This is a genomic window from Actinomycetota bacterium (assembly GCA_030684515.1).
GTDB lineage: Bacteria > Actinomycetota > Actinomycetes > S36-B12 > S36-B12 > UBA11398.
In genome coordinates this window covers 34785-49252 of sequence record JAUXVJ010000010.1, presented here as the reverse complement: position 1 = coordinate 49252, position 14468 = coordinate 34785, and the positions used below count along the sequence as shown (strand labels likewise).

The window sequence follows — 14468 nt, the reverse complement described above, 5'->3', positions numbered from 1 at the left end:
ATGCCACAGTCGGTGCTCTGCGTGCGCGAGCAACCGATGTCGATGTCAGCGAGACATCGAAGGCCGAATACCGCCGCCGCTACGCATTGGCGCATTCCGCATAGGCTCGGACCACCGCACAACGAAGGGCCCCGGAGAATTCCGGGGCCCTTCGTTCATTTGATTCGTTAGCTGGCGAATGGATCGCCAGGAATGTCCTCAGTCGTGAAGAACATCGGAGCACCGAAGGTGTCCTCTTCATTGGCCTGCAGCAGATTGTCGCGAAGACGCTCGGTGCGAACGCCCTGGCTGTTCAACCAGGCTTCTGCGGCGTCTATGTCGCGCACCTTCCAACGCAGGCTGTAGATCATGTTGCCCCACTTGGCCACGTGGCGGCCAAGGTGCGAGTCCTCTTCCAGCGGCTGAGCCAACTGCAGGAGGCAGTCTCCAAGGTGCAGGGTCGCGTACTTGCACTGCATGGCCTCATCGATGCCTTCAGCCAGTGGAATTGCCTGCATGGTGTCGACATAGGTTGCAACGGCTGTGTCGAGGTCCTTGCAGCCAAGGGTCACGTAGGAGAAGCGCTCAAAGGTCATGGGGTGGAATTCCCACATCTTGAACAGCTCTGACCAGGTGGGCAGATCCTTTGGGTCGTTTGGCATATCGGTCTTGCACAGTTCGACCATGAGTCCAGCTGTGTCACGTGGGCTTGGGTAGAAGTAGCCCGTCTCCGGCTCGAGCTTCTCGATCTTGCCGCCACCGGGACGACCGATGTACACGCCCTTGGCCAGCAGGTGATCTGCGAGGCCGGCCAGGTCGTCAACCTTGTACCCAACTGAGTGCAGGTGCTGTCCGAACTTGGAGTAGAACTTGCCGACCGGCTTGTTGACGTCTGGCGGCATGTTGGGGGCCATCGTCTCGATGCAGACATCGGAGACCATCAGCAATGAGGCCCAGCGATCCTCGATCGGCAGGAAGGTCGGTGCGTCCGGGCCCATGAACACAAAGCCACCAAAGACGCGGCGATAGAAGTTGTTGAGCTCCTCGACATCATCAGTCATATGCACGAAATGGATCATGTTGCCGATGCCGAAGTCACCGGTCTTCTTGTATTGACGCTGCATGCGAACTCCTGCTGCTGGGTGATGGGTAGAGGTCAAAGTTAAGGCCCCGCGGCAAGTCGCGGGGCCGAAACAGACAAACAGTCGCTGACTACGCAGCGGCGGTGGAAAAGGGATCGCCAGGGATCTCTTCGGTGGTGAAGTACCAAGGTGCACCAAGGGTGTCCTCGACATTGCACACGATCAGGTCCGGACGAGGCATCGTGGTACGGATGCCGACCGAGTTCAACCAGGTGTTGGCTGACTGGATGTCCGCGACCTTCCAGCGCAGGCTGAAGATGAAGTTGCCGTACTTCTCAACGTGGCGTCCCAGATCGGTGTCTGGCTCAAGTGGCTGGGCCAGCTGAAGCAGGCAGTCACCAAGCTGAACCGTGTAGTACTTGCACTGCAGGTCCTCATCGATTCCCTCCTGCAGCGGCACTGCCTGCATGACATCGACATAGGTCTTCACTGCTGCATCAAGATCCTTGACACCCAAGGTGACGTAGCTGAAGCGCTCGATGGTCAGCGGGTGCTGGCGGAACAGGCGCATCAACTCGGTGTAGATGTCCTGATCCTTGGGATCGTCAGGCATTTCGTGCTTGCACAGCTCGACCATGAGGCCGCCGGTGTCGCGCGGGTTCGGGTACACATATGCCATGTCGTCGGGCAGCTTCTCGATCTTGCCGCCACCGGGCTGGCCGATGTAGATGCCCTTGGCGAGCAGGCGGTCAACCAGCCCAGGCAGGTCATCAACCTGGTAGCCGACTGAGTGCAGGTGCTCGCCGAACTTGGAGTAGAACTTTCCCACTGGCTTGGTGGCATCCACTGGGAAGTTGGGAGCCATGGTCTCGATGCAGACATCGCCGACCATCAGCAGTGATGCCCAGCGATCCTCTGGGGGAAGGTAGCTGGGAGTGTCAACGGTCATGAAGCCGAAGGCTCCAAATACCCGGTGGTATAGCTCATTGAGCTTGTTCACGTCGTCAGACATGTGGATGACATGGATCATGTTGCCAATGCCGTAGTCACCGGTCTTCTTGTACTGCCGCTTCATGTATCTCCTTGTAACGGGTGGGTTGGGAAAGGATTGGTACTACAGCGCGTAACCAGTGTTGCCCGCCCAGTGCAGTACCGAAGGCTGGGTCTCTCTATCCATGGCATCAGTCGGCGTGAAACCTGCTGCCACCGAGAAGAGCTGACCGGCGGCCGCTGCGATGTCGGCCTCGTCGATCTCGTAGATGGCAACGAAGCGATTGATCTTCTCGCCAGTCATCGGATCGGTGATCTGGTAGCGGGTGACATTGCTGATCGACGGAATCGCGGCGCGCACCTCGGGGATGTGTGTTTCCTCGTACCAGGTGGTCAATTCGGGAATCTGTGCCTCAGTGGTTGCGCTTGAGAATGCGATGAGCAGGGTGTTGGCCATTGGTGTCTCCTAGTGAAGTGAAGAGTTCGGGTTTACGAGTCGTAGCGGTAGAAGCCGCGGCCGGTCTTGCGGCCCAGCCAGCCAAGACGCACGTACTGCGTGAGCATCTTGGGCGGGAAGTACTTGGGATCCTTCGTCTCGTTGTAGATCGAGACGCCCTGGGCGTGGACGATGTCCAGGCCCACGAGGTCGGCCAGACGAAATGGGCCCATCGGGTGGTTGAAACCCAGGGTCATGACGTCATCGATGGACTCCATCGGTGCGACGCCGCTCTCGAAGGCGCGGATCGCATCATTGAAGAATGGGGTGATCAGCAGGTTGCCGATGAAGCCTGGGCCATCGTTGACCACAACAGGGCTCTTGCCCATGCGCTGGGTGAGTTCGACCAAGGCGGTCACATCCTCGTCAGAGGTGACGGGAGTCTTGATGACTTCGACCAGCTTCATCGCCGGCACCGGGTTGAAGAAGTGCAGGCCAACGACGCGCTCGGGGCGGGTCGTCGCAGCAGCCAGAATCACCAGAGGGATCGTGGAAGTGTTCGAGGCGATGAAAGTCTCGGGGCCGACCAGTTTGTCGATGCGCCCCAGGATGTCGTTCTTCAGCTCGACATCCTCGTAGACGGCTTCCACGACAAGATCTGCGCCGGCAACCGCTCCAAGATCTGTGGTGATGCTGAAGAGCTCGCGCGCCTTGGCTGCCTGCTCTTCTGTGATCTTTCCGCGCTTGAGGGTGCCGTCCAGACCTGCATTGATGCGATCGCGCGCACGCTGGGCGCCTGCCTCGCTGGTCTCAACTCCGACGGCCTCAATGCCGCTTTGCACCGCAACCTGGATGATGCCGCAGCCCATGATGCCGCAGCCGACAACAGCCATCTTGTTCACTGCCACGAGGTTCTCCTTGACTGCGCGCACAAGAGGCGCGCTTCATTCAGATGTGGATTGAGCGCTTGGACGCCGGGGCTGAAACTATCGCTTGGACGCCAGTGGAGCAACGAAGCCCCGTCCGGTGGACGGGGCTTCGAAATCCTGCGAGTTACGCGCCTGCGACCTCGATGATGACCGCGCCGCCCTGGCCACCGCCAGCACACATGGTCGAAAGGCCGATGCCGCCGCCACGACGACGAAGCTCGTGGATGAGCGTTGCGATCTGACGGGTGCCCGATGCTGCGACTGGGTGGCCCAGTGAGCAACCGCTTCCGTAGATGTTCACCTTCTCCTCATCGATGCCCATGACCTTGCACGCAGCGACAGGAACAGAGGCGAAGGCTTCATTGATCTCCCAGAGATCAATGTCATCAACGGTCATTCCCGCACGCTTCAGCACCTTCTCGGCAGCAGCGAGTGCGCCCATGCCGGTGTACTTGGGATCGACACCGGCTGCTGCCCATGCCTTGACCGTTGCCAGTGCAGTGAGGTTGTGCTCCTTGGCGTAGGTGTCGCTGACCACGACGACAGCTGAAGCTGCGTCGTTGACGCCTGAGGAGTTGCCGGCCGTGATCGAGAAGTCCTCGATCTCGGGGTGCAAGGGCTTCAAGGTGGCCATCTTCTCCAGAGTCGAGCTGCCACGTGGGTGCTCGTCGACTGCGAACTCAACGGTTGAGCCGTCCTTGGTCTTGACGATGATCGGACGGATCTCGTCCAGGAACTTGCCATCCTCGATCGCCTTTGCGGCACGCATGTGTGAACGCCAGGCCCACTTGTCCATGTCCTCGCGTGAGATGTCGTTCTTCTGCGCCACGTTCCAGCCCACGGACAAGGTGACGTCATCTGTGGCATCTGAGCGGTGGGGGAAGGTCGGTGCCATCCGGGTCTCGAACTCATCCTCGGTGCCAAGCACGCGGAAGACGGTGCGGGGACCAGCTGAGGACGCCTGTACGCCACCAGCGACGATGACATCTTCCATGCCGGCCTTGATTGAAGCTGCTGCACTGCCCAGGGCAGCAAGACTTGATGCGCAGTGGCGGTTGATCGCCTGACCGGCAACGTCCTCAAGTCCATTGGCAACTGCGCCGTAGCGGGCCAGGTCGCCGCCGCCGTAGCCGGCTTCGCCAAGGATCACGTCGTCGACATCATTGCCATCGATGCCGGCTGCCTTGATGGCCTCGCCGATGATGAAGGTGGCCAGATCCTCCGCAGAGGTCTCGCTCAGAGTGCCCTTGCGGGCGGTACCGATGGGGGTACGAACGGCGCTAACGATGACGGCTTCAGTCACTGACTACCTCACAAGACATAGGCGCCCGAATAGCGCCAGGGAGATGCTCCCGACATGGCACCTGCCTGGCGGCTGGACCTGTCTGAGCAATGAGAACTTTAGAATAATAGGTGCATCTGTGTAAACAAGGTAGACGATTCGCTAAAGTTCGCTCCCGGCGCAGGCAAGGTGGCCTGCAGCCCCCCATCTGACCCGAATCTCAGGGCAGATCGGACATCAATCAGGAGGATCTATGGAGTTCCAGGGCGCATCTGCCATCGTCACCGGTGGGGCCGGCGGTTTCGGCGAGGCCACAGTTCGTCGACTCGTTGCTGCTGGCACGAAGGTCGTCATTGCCGACCTCCATGACGAGCGCGCAAACGCACTTGCCAAGGAACTGGGCTCCTCAGTCCAGTACGTCCGCACGGACATCACCGATGAGCACAATGTCATCGAAGCCGTCAATGCCGCTCAGGAGATGGCCCCGCTGCGCTTCGCCGTTGCCGTGCACGGCGGGCCGGCAGCCGGCAAGCGTCTGGTCGGCCGCAATGGCGAGACCTACCCAGTTGAGACCTTTCGCAAGACCGTGGAGATCTTCCTGGTCGGCAACTTCACCGTGCTCAGCCGTGCCGCCGCGGTCATGAGCCAGAACGAGCCTGATGCTGATGGTCAGCGTGGCGTCTGCATCGGCACCGCATCGATCGCCGGCTTCGAGGGCCAGGTGGGCCAGTCCGACTACTCCGCAGCCAAGGGAGGCGTCATCGGCATGACGCTGACCGCCGCTCGCGATCTTGGCCCGGCCGGCATCCGCGTGATGACCATCGCACCCGGAACATTCCACACCTACGCCTACGGCGATGTGCCGATCGAGCAGCTCAACGAGCGCTTCGCAGCACTCATCCCCAACCCCAAGCGCATGGGCAATGCCGATGAGTACGCACAGTTGGCAATGCAGATCTTCGAGAACGACTTCCTCAACGGCTACACCATCCGCATTGATGGCGCCCAGCGCTTCTAGTTCGGATTTGTGTCACCGCACGACAAGTAGCCGGCAGGGTATTTCTGCCGGCTACTTTCTTGTATCCCCGACATCGGGCCATGAGCCCGGACATAATTCCCTGACTCAATACCCACAGTTTTGCCATATCTGGAGGATTCATGGACATCAACGGCGCATCTGCCATCGTTACCGGCGGCGCCGGTGGCTTCGGCGAAGCAACGGTTCGTCGCCTGGTCGCTAAGGGCGCCAAGGTCGTCATCGCTGACCTGCACGACGAACGTGCCAACGCACTCGCCAAGGAGCTCGGCTCATCAGTGCAGTACGTCCGCACTGACATCACCGACGAGCAGAACGTCATCGAAGCCGTCAACGCTGCACAGGAGATGGCCCCACTGCGGGTAGCTGTCGCGGTGCACGGTGGCATGGGCGGACCTGGCGGCGGTGCTTCGCGCATGGTCGACCGCCACGGTGTGCCGATTGCGCTGGATGCCTTCCGCTTCTCGGTGGAGATCTACCTGATCGGTCACTTCACCGTGATCTCCCGCGCAGCTGCAGTGATGAGCCAGAACGAGCCTGATGCTGATGGCCAGCGCGGTGTCTGCATCGGCACCGCATCGATCGCCGGCTTCGAGGGTCAAGTTGGTCAGGTGTCGTACTCCGCTGCCAAGGGTGGCGTCATCGGCATGACGCTGACCGCCGCTCGCGATCTTGGCCCGGCCGGCATCCGCGTGATGACCATCGCACCCGGAACCTTCTACACCTACGCCTATGGCGATGTGCCGATCGAGCAGCTCAACGAGCGCTTCGCCTCACTCATCCCCAACCCCAAGCGCATGGGTCGGGCCGATGAGTACGCGCAGCTCGCGCAGCAGATCGTTGAGAATGACTTCCTCAACGGCTACACCATCCGCCTGGATGGCGCGCAGCGCTTCTGAGCCAAGCGCTTGTCTCTACAGCGTCAAAGGGCCGACGGGATACCGTCGGCCCTTTGCTATTGATTGATTCACCGAACAGTTCTGGAGACTGCATGCCCTCGCTCCTGGAAATCCTGACGATCGATCAGATCGACGAGGATCACTTCATCACGCGAGTCCTGGATCACCAATTCCCCGGTTTGTACGGTGGTCAGGTCGCAGCACAATCGCTGCTGGCCGCATGCCGGACTGTTTCCCCAGAGCAAGTGCCGCATTCTCTGCATGCCTACTTCCTGCGCGCCGGTCGCAGTGCGCTGCCGATCGAGCTTGAAGTCTTTCGCGATCGCGACGGGCGCTCCTACTCAGCCCGACGCGTCGTTGCTACCCAGGCTGGCGAAGTCATCTTCAATATGTCGGCCTCCTTTCAGTTTCCCGAGGATGGCCCCAGCGTGCAGGCACTGACGATGCCCGCACTTGATCCGACCCCTGGTCCGGAGATTCACCGCGAACTACAGATGACAGCTGACATTGAGCTGATCAATGCAGCTCCAAAGCCCGGTGCGCCAATGCCTGATCAGACCTGGACACGCGCACTTACTGCACTCCCCGACGATCCGCAGATTCAAGCCTGCGCGCTGACCTTCGTTTCGGATTTCTTCACTGGCCTGGTGCAGTTCGATGAGTACCCCGAGAACGCGCGATCCGCCAGCCTTGATCACGCGCTGTGGTTCTACCGCGCAACCGACATGAACCAATGGCACCTCATGGACTGGCATGCCCAGTCGATGGCGCATGGACGAGGCCACTACATCGGACACATCTACAACAGCAGCGGCCTGCTCGTTGCAGGCATCGCACAGGAAATGGTGGTGCGCGCTCGTCGCGCGAAATAGCGCCTAGTTGATCGCTGGTGAGATTCCAGCGTCAACGTGGAAATTGGTGCCATTGATGATGTCTGCGCGCGGACTGGCCAGCATCACCACTGCGTAGGCAATGTCGGTTACTTCGCCAACACGGCCAACGGTCTGGCCGGTGCCCTTCACGAAGTACTCCTCTGCCTTGGGGATGTCATCGCCCCAGCCACGCTTCTGCGCGAAGTTGCCCAAGAACTCCATCAGGCCTTCGGTGCGGATCATTCCAGGGGACACGCAGTTCACGGTTACGCCAGTCATGCGCAGAGTCTTGGAAAGGCCCAGCGACAAATTGACCATCGCGGCCTTGGCGGGGCCGTAGTCAGGCTGCGCTGATGTCGGGGTGACGGCAGCTGCGGTGGCGATGTTGATGATCCGACCCCAGCCACGATCCTTCATCGCTGGCGCGAGCGCCTGAATGAGTCGGAATGCGGCAACGGTGTTGGCCTCATACGTTGCGACCAGGTTCTCAGGAGTGACGCTGAAGAACGAAGGATCCGGCGTATCGAAACTTCCGCCCGCATTGTTCACAAGGATGTCGATCCCACCGAACGCAGCGAGCGCTTGCACTGCCACACCAGCTGCGCCCTCATTGGTCGAAAGATCGCCGATGGCAACAGCTGCTGTACCACCGGCAGCCGTGATGCGCGCTGCCACGGCATTGGCTCGTTCAGCGTTCCGTCCATGCACCACGACGAGCACACCTTCAGCAGCCAACTCCGCCGCGATGCCAGCACCGATGCCGCTACTGCTGCCGGTAACCAGCGCTCGGCGGCCAGTCAGATCAAGATCCATCGCACATCTCCTTGGGATTTTGGACATTTAGGGCTGAAGCAGACTTAACGGAAAAGACTATGCATCGCTTGTCGAAAGGCTTACCGTGACGACCAGCTGACCCTAGCGCCCTGCCTGCGACTGAAAGGAAGTTCATGGAAATCAACGACATGATCCTGTTGAGCATCGACGATCACATCATTGAATCGCCGACCACGTTCGACAACCACATGCCTGCAAAGTACAAGGATGAAGCCCCAAAGCTGATCAAGGATCCAGACAATCCCGCCATTGATCGCTGGGAGTTCCAAGGCCAAGCGTCATTCACCGGAGGCCTTGGTGCAGTTGTGTCATGGCCCAAGGAAGAGTGGGGCTTTGAGCCCACCGGACTGGCCGAGATGCGCCCCGGCACCTACGACATTCACGAGCGCGTGCGCGACATGAACGTCAACGGCGTGCTTGCCGGGATGAACTTCCCGACGTTCCCAGGCTTCGCGGGAACCCACCTCGCGGCCATGCCTGACAAGCAGTTGGCACTTGCCGCGGTGAAGGCCTACAACGACTTCATCATGGACGAGCTCGTTGGCTCCTACCCAGGCCGATTCATTCCGATGTGCATCATCCCCTTCTTCGACATCGACGAGTCAGTCAAGGAGATTCATCGTCTGGGAAAGAAGGGCTGTGTCTCGATCACACTGCCTGAGACGCCATACGGCGTTGGACAGCCCGACTTTGCCAGCGGCCACTGGGATCCCGTATTCAAGGCCATGGTCGACACGAACATGGTTGCCAGCATGCACATCGGCGGCGGCTTCGGGTTGATCCAGCGTCCAGCGTCAGCACTCGTCGATGACATCGTCATCATCGCCGCGCTGGTGTCGACCATTGCCTGCACCGACCTCATGCTCAGTGGTGTCCTCAAGCGCATCCCGGACATGAAGTTCGCGATGAGCGAAGGTGGCCTTGGCTGGATTCCATTCCTGCTCGACCGGATGGACCGCCATATGTACAACCACTCCTGGACACATCTGGATTCCCTGCCTGCCGGCAAGACGCCGACGCAGGTCTGGAAGGACAACTTCCTTGCGTGCTTCATCACCGAGCCAACCGCGCTGCAGACGCGTGATCGCTACGGCGTGGAGACCATCGCCTGGGAGTGCGACTACCCGCACTCAGACTGCACCTGGCCGTATTCACCAGAACTCCTGCACAAGGAGCTCGCGGGAGCCAATTGCAGTGACAAGGAGATCGACATGATCACCTGGGAGAACTCAGCACGCTTCTTCAACTGGGATCCCTTCAAGCACACCGCTAAGGAGCAGGCAACTGTGGGCGCACTGCGCTCGCTGTCCACAGATGTCGACACTGCGGAGACCTCAAAGGATGAGTACCGTCGTCGCTTCCTGGCGGCCTCTGTCTAATCGCAGCACATCAACAACGCCCGCCAAGTCCGACTTGGCGGGCGTTGTTGTGCACCAGCCGCGTCGTCACCCATCGACGTGTTTGTGAATCAGGACCAAGGTCCCTACTCATACAGCCGACAGTGCGGCACATTCTCCGTATCGAAAGCCTTGCGATACATCACGGAGAGTGGAGCATATGAACATTGACGACATGATCCTGCTGAGCATCGACGATCACATCATCGAGCCGGCGGACACCTTTGCAGCGCACTTCCCTGCCAGCATGAAGGACGACGCTCCAAAGCTCGTCAAGCATCCTGACAACCCAGAAGTCGACGCCTGGATCTTCCAGGGAGTTTCCGTTGGCAGCCCGGGTCTGAGCGCAGTTGTCTCCTGGCCCAAGGAAGAGTGGAATTTCGATCCGACCGGGCTTGCAGAGATGCGCCCCGGCACCTATGACATCCATCAGCGGGTTCGCGACATGAATGTCAACGGCGTGCTCGCCGGCATGAACTTCCCGACTTTCCCCGGATTCGCCGGCACCCACTTGGCCTCACTGCCAGACCGCAAGCTGTCGCTGGCAGCCATCAAGGCCTACAACGACTTCCTGCTTGACGATCTCGTTGGCTCCTATCCCGGCCGCTTCATCCCGATGGGCATCATCCCCTTCTTCGACATTGACGAGTCGGTCAAGGAGATCCATCGCCTCGCAGCAAAGAACGTCGGCTGCCGCTCCATCACCATGCCAGAAACCCCGTACGGCGTCGGTCAGCCAGACTTCGCCAGCGGTCATTGGGATCCAGTGTTCAAGGCCATGGTCGACACGAACATGGTTGCCAGCATGCACATCGGTGGCGGTTTCGGACTTCTCCAGCGTCCCGCCAACACGCTGCCTGACGACATCGTCATCCTCGCCGCACTCGTCTCCACGATCGCGGCGACCGACCTGCTGACCAGCGGCGTGCTCAAGCGCATCCCGGACATCAAGTTCGCGATGTCTGAAGGCGGCCTGGGATGGATTCCGTTCCTGCTTGATCGGATGGATCGCCACATGGTGAACCACTCCTGGACGCACCTGGATTCACTGCCCAAGGGCAAGACTCCGACACAGGTGTGGAAGGACAACTTCCTTGCGTGCTTCATCACCGAGCCGACAGCGCTGCTCACCCGTGAGCGCTATGGCGTGGAGACCATCGCATGGGAGTGCGACTACCCACACTCGGACTGCACCTGGCCGTACTCACCAGAGTTGCTGCTGAAGGAACTCAACGCGGCAAAGTGCAGCGATGAGGAGATCGACATGATCACGTGGAAGAACGTCGCAAGGTTCTTCGACTGGGATCCCTTCAAGCACACACCCAAAGAGCAGGCAACTGTGGGCGCACTTCGCTCGCTGGCTACGGACGTCGACACCTCAGAGACGTCCAAGACCGAGTACCGCACGCGCTACGAGACTGCACACGCGTAGGCAGACGCATGTGTCAGCAAGAAGGAGGCCCCGCGGCAATTGCCGCGGGGCCTCCTGTTTTGATGCGAGCGGCTAGCGGCCGGTCCACACTGGCTTGCGCTTCTCAGCAAAGGCCTTAGGACCTTCAACAGAGTCAGCCGAACCGTGCGTGATCTTGGATTCCTCCCGCGTGTGCAACCACTGTGCATCATCGGCTGGCCGATTGTTGCCGTAGTACCCGCGCGCGATGCGCTTGCTGGCTTTCACTGACAACGGTGCGTTATCGGCAATAGCGGTGGCGAACGCCACTGCTTCTTCCATCAGGCTCTCAATGGGAACCACGCGGTTGATGAAGTTCAGCTCAAGTGCACGCTGCGCACTGATGGGCTCGCCCATGAGCAGCACCTCGAGCGCGATTCGCGGAGGCATCTGCTCCATGATGCGGAATGCGCCACCGGCTCCCGCGACCAAGCCACGCTTGACCTCTGGCAGGCCGAACTGCGCGTGGTCGGCAGCGATGATGAAATCAGCAGCCATGCAGATCTCCATGCCGCCGCCAAGGGCGAAACCATTGACTGCTGCGATCGTGGGCTTGCTCACGTAATGCCCGACGAATCCCGCAAGTCCCCACTTCTCGCGCTCCGCGCCTTCGGGGATGATGCGCTGGCCAGCAGCGATGGCCTTGAGATCAGCACCGGCGCAGAATGACTTGTCTCCCGCGCCTGTCAGAACAATCGCACGTACATCGATGTCGTTCTCTGCTTCTTCAAGCGCGTCGCCGACTCCAAGACACACGTTCTCATTCACTGCATTTCGCGCGGCTTCGCGATTGATCGTGATGACCATGACATGGCCACGACGCTCCACGAGAACGTCCGGGTTGAGCTCACTCACTGAAGAACCTCCAAAGGGATGGGTAACTGGGAAAAGAAGGAGCGCCCAGTATCAACTGGGCGCTCCTGTGAAAAAGCGTGCTGACTAGTCAGATGCGGGCAGTGCTGTTGCCTGCTTCTGGGTGAGCTCGGCACCCTCAAAGGTGAGCGGTCCCTCGCCTGGTGCAACGCACAGCACCTCGATGCCGGCATCGTCATTGCTGTACCGCTTGCCGAGGGCGACAGTCTCGCCTGCGCCAACGGTGGGTGTTCCGGTGCGAGCTTCGGTCGTCATGACGACGCCTGCGCACGAGAGTTCACCAGCTTGGGTTGGAGCCTTGACGACGACGACCTCACAGGCAGAGACGTCATTGCGGAGGCGAGCGCCTGGGGCGACTGGCATTGGATGTTCCTTTCAACGGCACGAAGGATCCGGGCCCGGATCCTTCGGGAGGCAAATTGTGACGGTTATTGAGACCTGATGCTAGAGCCAAGGCAGTGTGATCTGCCTCCCAGTTCCCGGATTTCCGCGTAGAGGCCCTGGCTGTGCCCCCGAAATGGTGAATGGGCCGCCGCATTGCGGCGGCCCATTCACCCCGAGAGTGATTCGACTAGGCCTTGCCCAGCAGGATTGCTCCCGTTGGGGCCATTGATGCGCCTGCTGCGATGAGCACCACTTCAGCGTCATTGATCTGGTTGGACGCGACTCCACGGATCTGACGCACTCCTTCAATGACGTGCGTCATGCCATGGGCATAGACCTCAGCGAGATTTCCGCCGTGAGTGTTGACAGGGATCTTGCCCTCGCGACGAATGTTTCCTTCTGCTACGAACGGGCCGCCTTCACCCTTCTTGCAGAACTGGAAGTCCTCGATCGCCATGATGACCATGGGTGTGAAGTGGTCGTAGAGCAATGCAACGTCAACATCATCTGGACCGAGCCCGGCCTTGTTATAGAGATCCACCGCGAGGGTGCGATAACCGCCAGTGACGTAGTCCAAGTCATCTGACATATGGCCGCCCACAGGACTGCCCATGCCTGACGAATCGCTGGCGGCTTGACCGAACCAGGCATCGCCCCAGCGCGGAGGCCCGCCCATGGCCATGGACAGAAGCGACACCGGGGCCTGCTTCAGGTCTTTAGCGCGGTCCATTGAGGTGATGATGACCGCGGTGCCGAAGTCGGATTCCATGCAGAAGTCCATCTTGCGCAGCGGGTCGCTGATCATCGGTGAGTTGTGATGATCTTCCATGGTGATCTCATCGCGGAAGCGCGCGTAGGGGTTGTTGTGCGCATTGCGACGAGCATTGATCGTGATCTCACCGAAGTGATCCTCTGTGGTGCCGAACAGTGCCATGTGCCGGCGAGCGGCAAGAGCAAAGGAATTGCCGGGGCTGATCATGCCGTGAGGCGGACCATCGCCGGGTCGACCCATGCCGCCGAATCGGGTGTTGCCCGGCATCGTCGCACCCCGCACGACGCAGACCACATCTGCTTGTCCAGTTGCCACTGCCATGGCTGCGTACATGTAGGCGCCGCCCATGGCGCCGCCGCCGCCGCCCCAGCCCATTGCTGTGAAGCGCAGGCGATCACATCCCAGCATCGCTGAGAGCATCGCGCCCTGGTTTGGGTCATTGGAGTACGAAGACCAGCCGTCGATTTCCTTGGGACTGATGCCGGCGTCCTCGCAAGCCTTGACTACAGCTTCAAGCACGAGCGAGAAGGTGCCTCGCTCTGCGAATTCGCCGCGCTTTCCATAGGCCGTGTGCCCGATGCCGGCGATTGCGGCCTTTCCATTCAGCCAATCACCGCTCATGCTGCAGCTCCTTCAAGGGGTTCAAAGACAACAAGGGCAATCGGGCCAACATCAGTGGCTTCCGCATCGGCGCCGGCTGGGCCATAGCCACCGCCTGCACCTGCGTACTTCCCCTTGACCGGGTCAAAGGCAACCTTCACCTTCAGGCCAACGGTGAGCGAGTCTTGATCGACGCCAAAGACATTGGTGAGTAAGCGAATAGGGCCACCCGTGGTGCCATCAAGCTCCACCACGGCGAAGTCCCAAGGGTTGCCATTGTTCATGTGCTCATTGGGGGCACGCATCACCCATGAATAGGAGTACACGACGCCAGTGCCGGGCAGCGTGTCATCCCAATGCCAGTCCCAGGACAGGCAGTTGTAGCAAATATCTGTTGGCACGTGCCGGTGATATCCGCAGTCATCACACTGCTGGATCACAAGCTTGCCTTGGCCGGCGGCCTCGTAGAACGGCGTCACAAGCCGACTCAACGCTGGACCACCGAAGCCGGGCATCCGCTCACTCATATGCGTCCCCACTTAGTCGATGTGCGCAACTGTCGCTGCGCAGTAATTGGATACCGGTATTGACCACGCCAACCCGGAGAATTGCGACCTTACGCCGTATAGAGGTGCGCGACAACCGAAATCGGG

At 60.1% G+C, this 14468-nt stretch carries 15 protein-coding genes; 5 read left to right on the top strand and 10 right to left on the bottom strand.

Translation table 11 applies throughout. The annotated features are described in order from the left end of the window. Window positions 1-167 precede the first annotated feature (167 nt). The 5 genes from Q8M73_05745 to Q8M73_05725 form a co-directional block, all read right to left on the bottom strand. The gene (locus Q8M73_05745; protein ID MDP2288053.1) at window positions 168-1103 is read right to left on the bottom strand and encodes a hypothetical protein; all 936 of its coding nucleotides are present in this window, start codon (window positions 1101-1103) and stop codon (window positions 168-170) included. A gap of 88 nt (window positions 1104-1191) precedes the next feature. Continuing rightward, entirely contained in the window at window positions 1192-2136 is a 945-nt protein-coding gene (locus tag Q8M73_05740) for a hypothetical protein (GenBank protein ID MDP2288052.1), read from the bottom strand. A gap of 39 nt (window positions 2137-2175) precedes the next feature. After that, a complete protein-coding gene (locus tag Q8M73_05735) occupies window positions 2176-2508 on the bottom strand; it encodes a hypothetical protein (protein MDP2288051.1) in 333 nt (110 codons plus the stop codon). Window positions 2509-2540: 32 nt separating this feature from the next. Continuing rightward, window positions 2541-3395, bottom strand: a complete 855-nt coding sequence (locus Q8M73_05730) for a 3-hydroxyacyl-CoA dehydrogenase family protein (GenBank protein ID MDP2288050.1) — start codon at window positions 3393-3395, stop codon at window positions 2541-2543. 145 nt (window positions 3396-3540) lie between these two features. After that, complete coding sequence (locus Q8M73_05725) at window positions 3541-4719, bottom strand: thiolase family protein (protein MDP2288049.1); 1179 nt, start codon at window positions 4717-4719, stop codon at window positions 3541-3543. 232 nt (window positions 4720-4951) lie between these two features. On the opposite strand from Q8M73_05725, the gene Q8M73_05720 reads away from it, so the two are divergent. From Q8M73_05720 to Q8M73_05710, 3 genes are all read left to right on the top strand, one after another. After that, window positions 4952-5716, top strand: coding sequence for an SDR family NAD(P)-dependent oxidoreductase (locus tag Q8M73_05720; GenBank protein ID MDP2288048.1), 765 nt, complete (start codon window positions 4952-4954; stop codon window positions 5714-5716). Between the two features lie 140 nt (window positions 5717-5856). Continuing rightward, the gene (locus Q8M73_05715; GenBank protein ID MDP2288047.1) at window positions 5857-6633 is read left to right on the top strand and encodes an SDR family NAD(P)-dependent oxidoreductase; all 777 of its coding nucleotides are present in this window, start codon (window positions 5857-5859) and stop codon (window positions 6631-6633) included. Window positions 6634-6725: 92 nt separating this feature from the next. After that, entirely contained in the window at window positions 6726-7505 is a 780-nt protein-coding gene (locus Q8M73_05710; protein ID MDP2288046.1) for a thioesterase family protein, read from the top strand. 3 nt (window positions 7506-7508) lie between these two features. Here the strand turns inward: Q8M73_05710 and Q8M73_05705 are convergent, their stop codons facing one another. Next, complete coding sequence (locus Q8M73_05705; protein ID MDP2288045.1) at window positions 7509-8318, bottom strand: SDR family oxidoreductase; 810 nt, start codon at window positions 8316-8318, stop codon at window positions 7509-7511. Window positions 8319-8452: 134 nt separating this feature from the next. Between Q8M73_05705 and Q8M73_05700 the strand changes: the two genes are divergently transcribed. Next, a complete protein-coding gene (locus tag Q8M73_05700; protein MDP2288044.1) occupies window positions 8453-9718 on the top strand; it encodes an amidohydrolase family protein in 1266 nt (421 codons plus the stop codon). A gap of 178 nt (window positions 9719-9896) precedes the next feature. Continuing rightward, entirely contained in the window at window positions 9897-11168 is a 1272-nt protein-coding gene (locus Q8M73_05695) for an amidohydrolase family protein (protein ID MDP2288043.1), read from the top strand. A gap of 72 nt (window positions 11169-11240) precedes the next feature. Here the strand turns inward: Q8M73_05695 and Q8M73_05690 are convergent, their stop codons facing one another. The 4 genes from Q8M73_05690 to Q8M73_05675 form a co-directional block, all read right to left on the bottom strand. Next, the gene (locus Q8M73_05690) at window positions 11241-11993 is read right to left on the bottom strand and encodes an enoyl-CoA hydratase-related protein (protein ID MDP2288042.1); all 753 of its coding nucleotides are present in this window, start codon (window positions 11991-11993) and stop codon (window positions 11241-11243) included. Window positions 11994-12125: 132 nt separating this feature from the next. Next, entirely contained in the window at window positions 12126-12422 is a 297-nt protein-coding gene (locus Q8M73_05685; GenBank protein ID MDP2288041.1) for a hypothetical protein, read from the bottom strand. A gap of 208 nt (window positions 12423-12630) precedes the next feature. Then, window positions 12631-13836 carry a lipid-transfer protein gene (locus Q8M73_05680; protein MDP2288040.1) on the bottom strand — a complete coding sequence of 402 codons (1206 nt, stop codon included), beginning with the start codon at window positions 13834-13836 and terminating at the stop codon, window positions 12631-12633. Continuing rightward, entirely contained in the window at window positions 13833-14342 is a 510-nt protein-coding gene (locus Q8M73_05675) for an OB-fold domain-containing protein (GenBank protein ID MDP2288039.1), read from the bottom strand. The genes Q8M73_05680 and Q8M73_05675 overlap by 4 nt, the downstream gene beginning before the upstream one ends. Window positions 14343-14468: the final 126 nt, after the last annotated feature.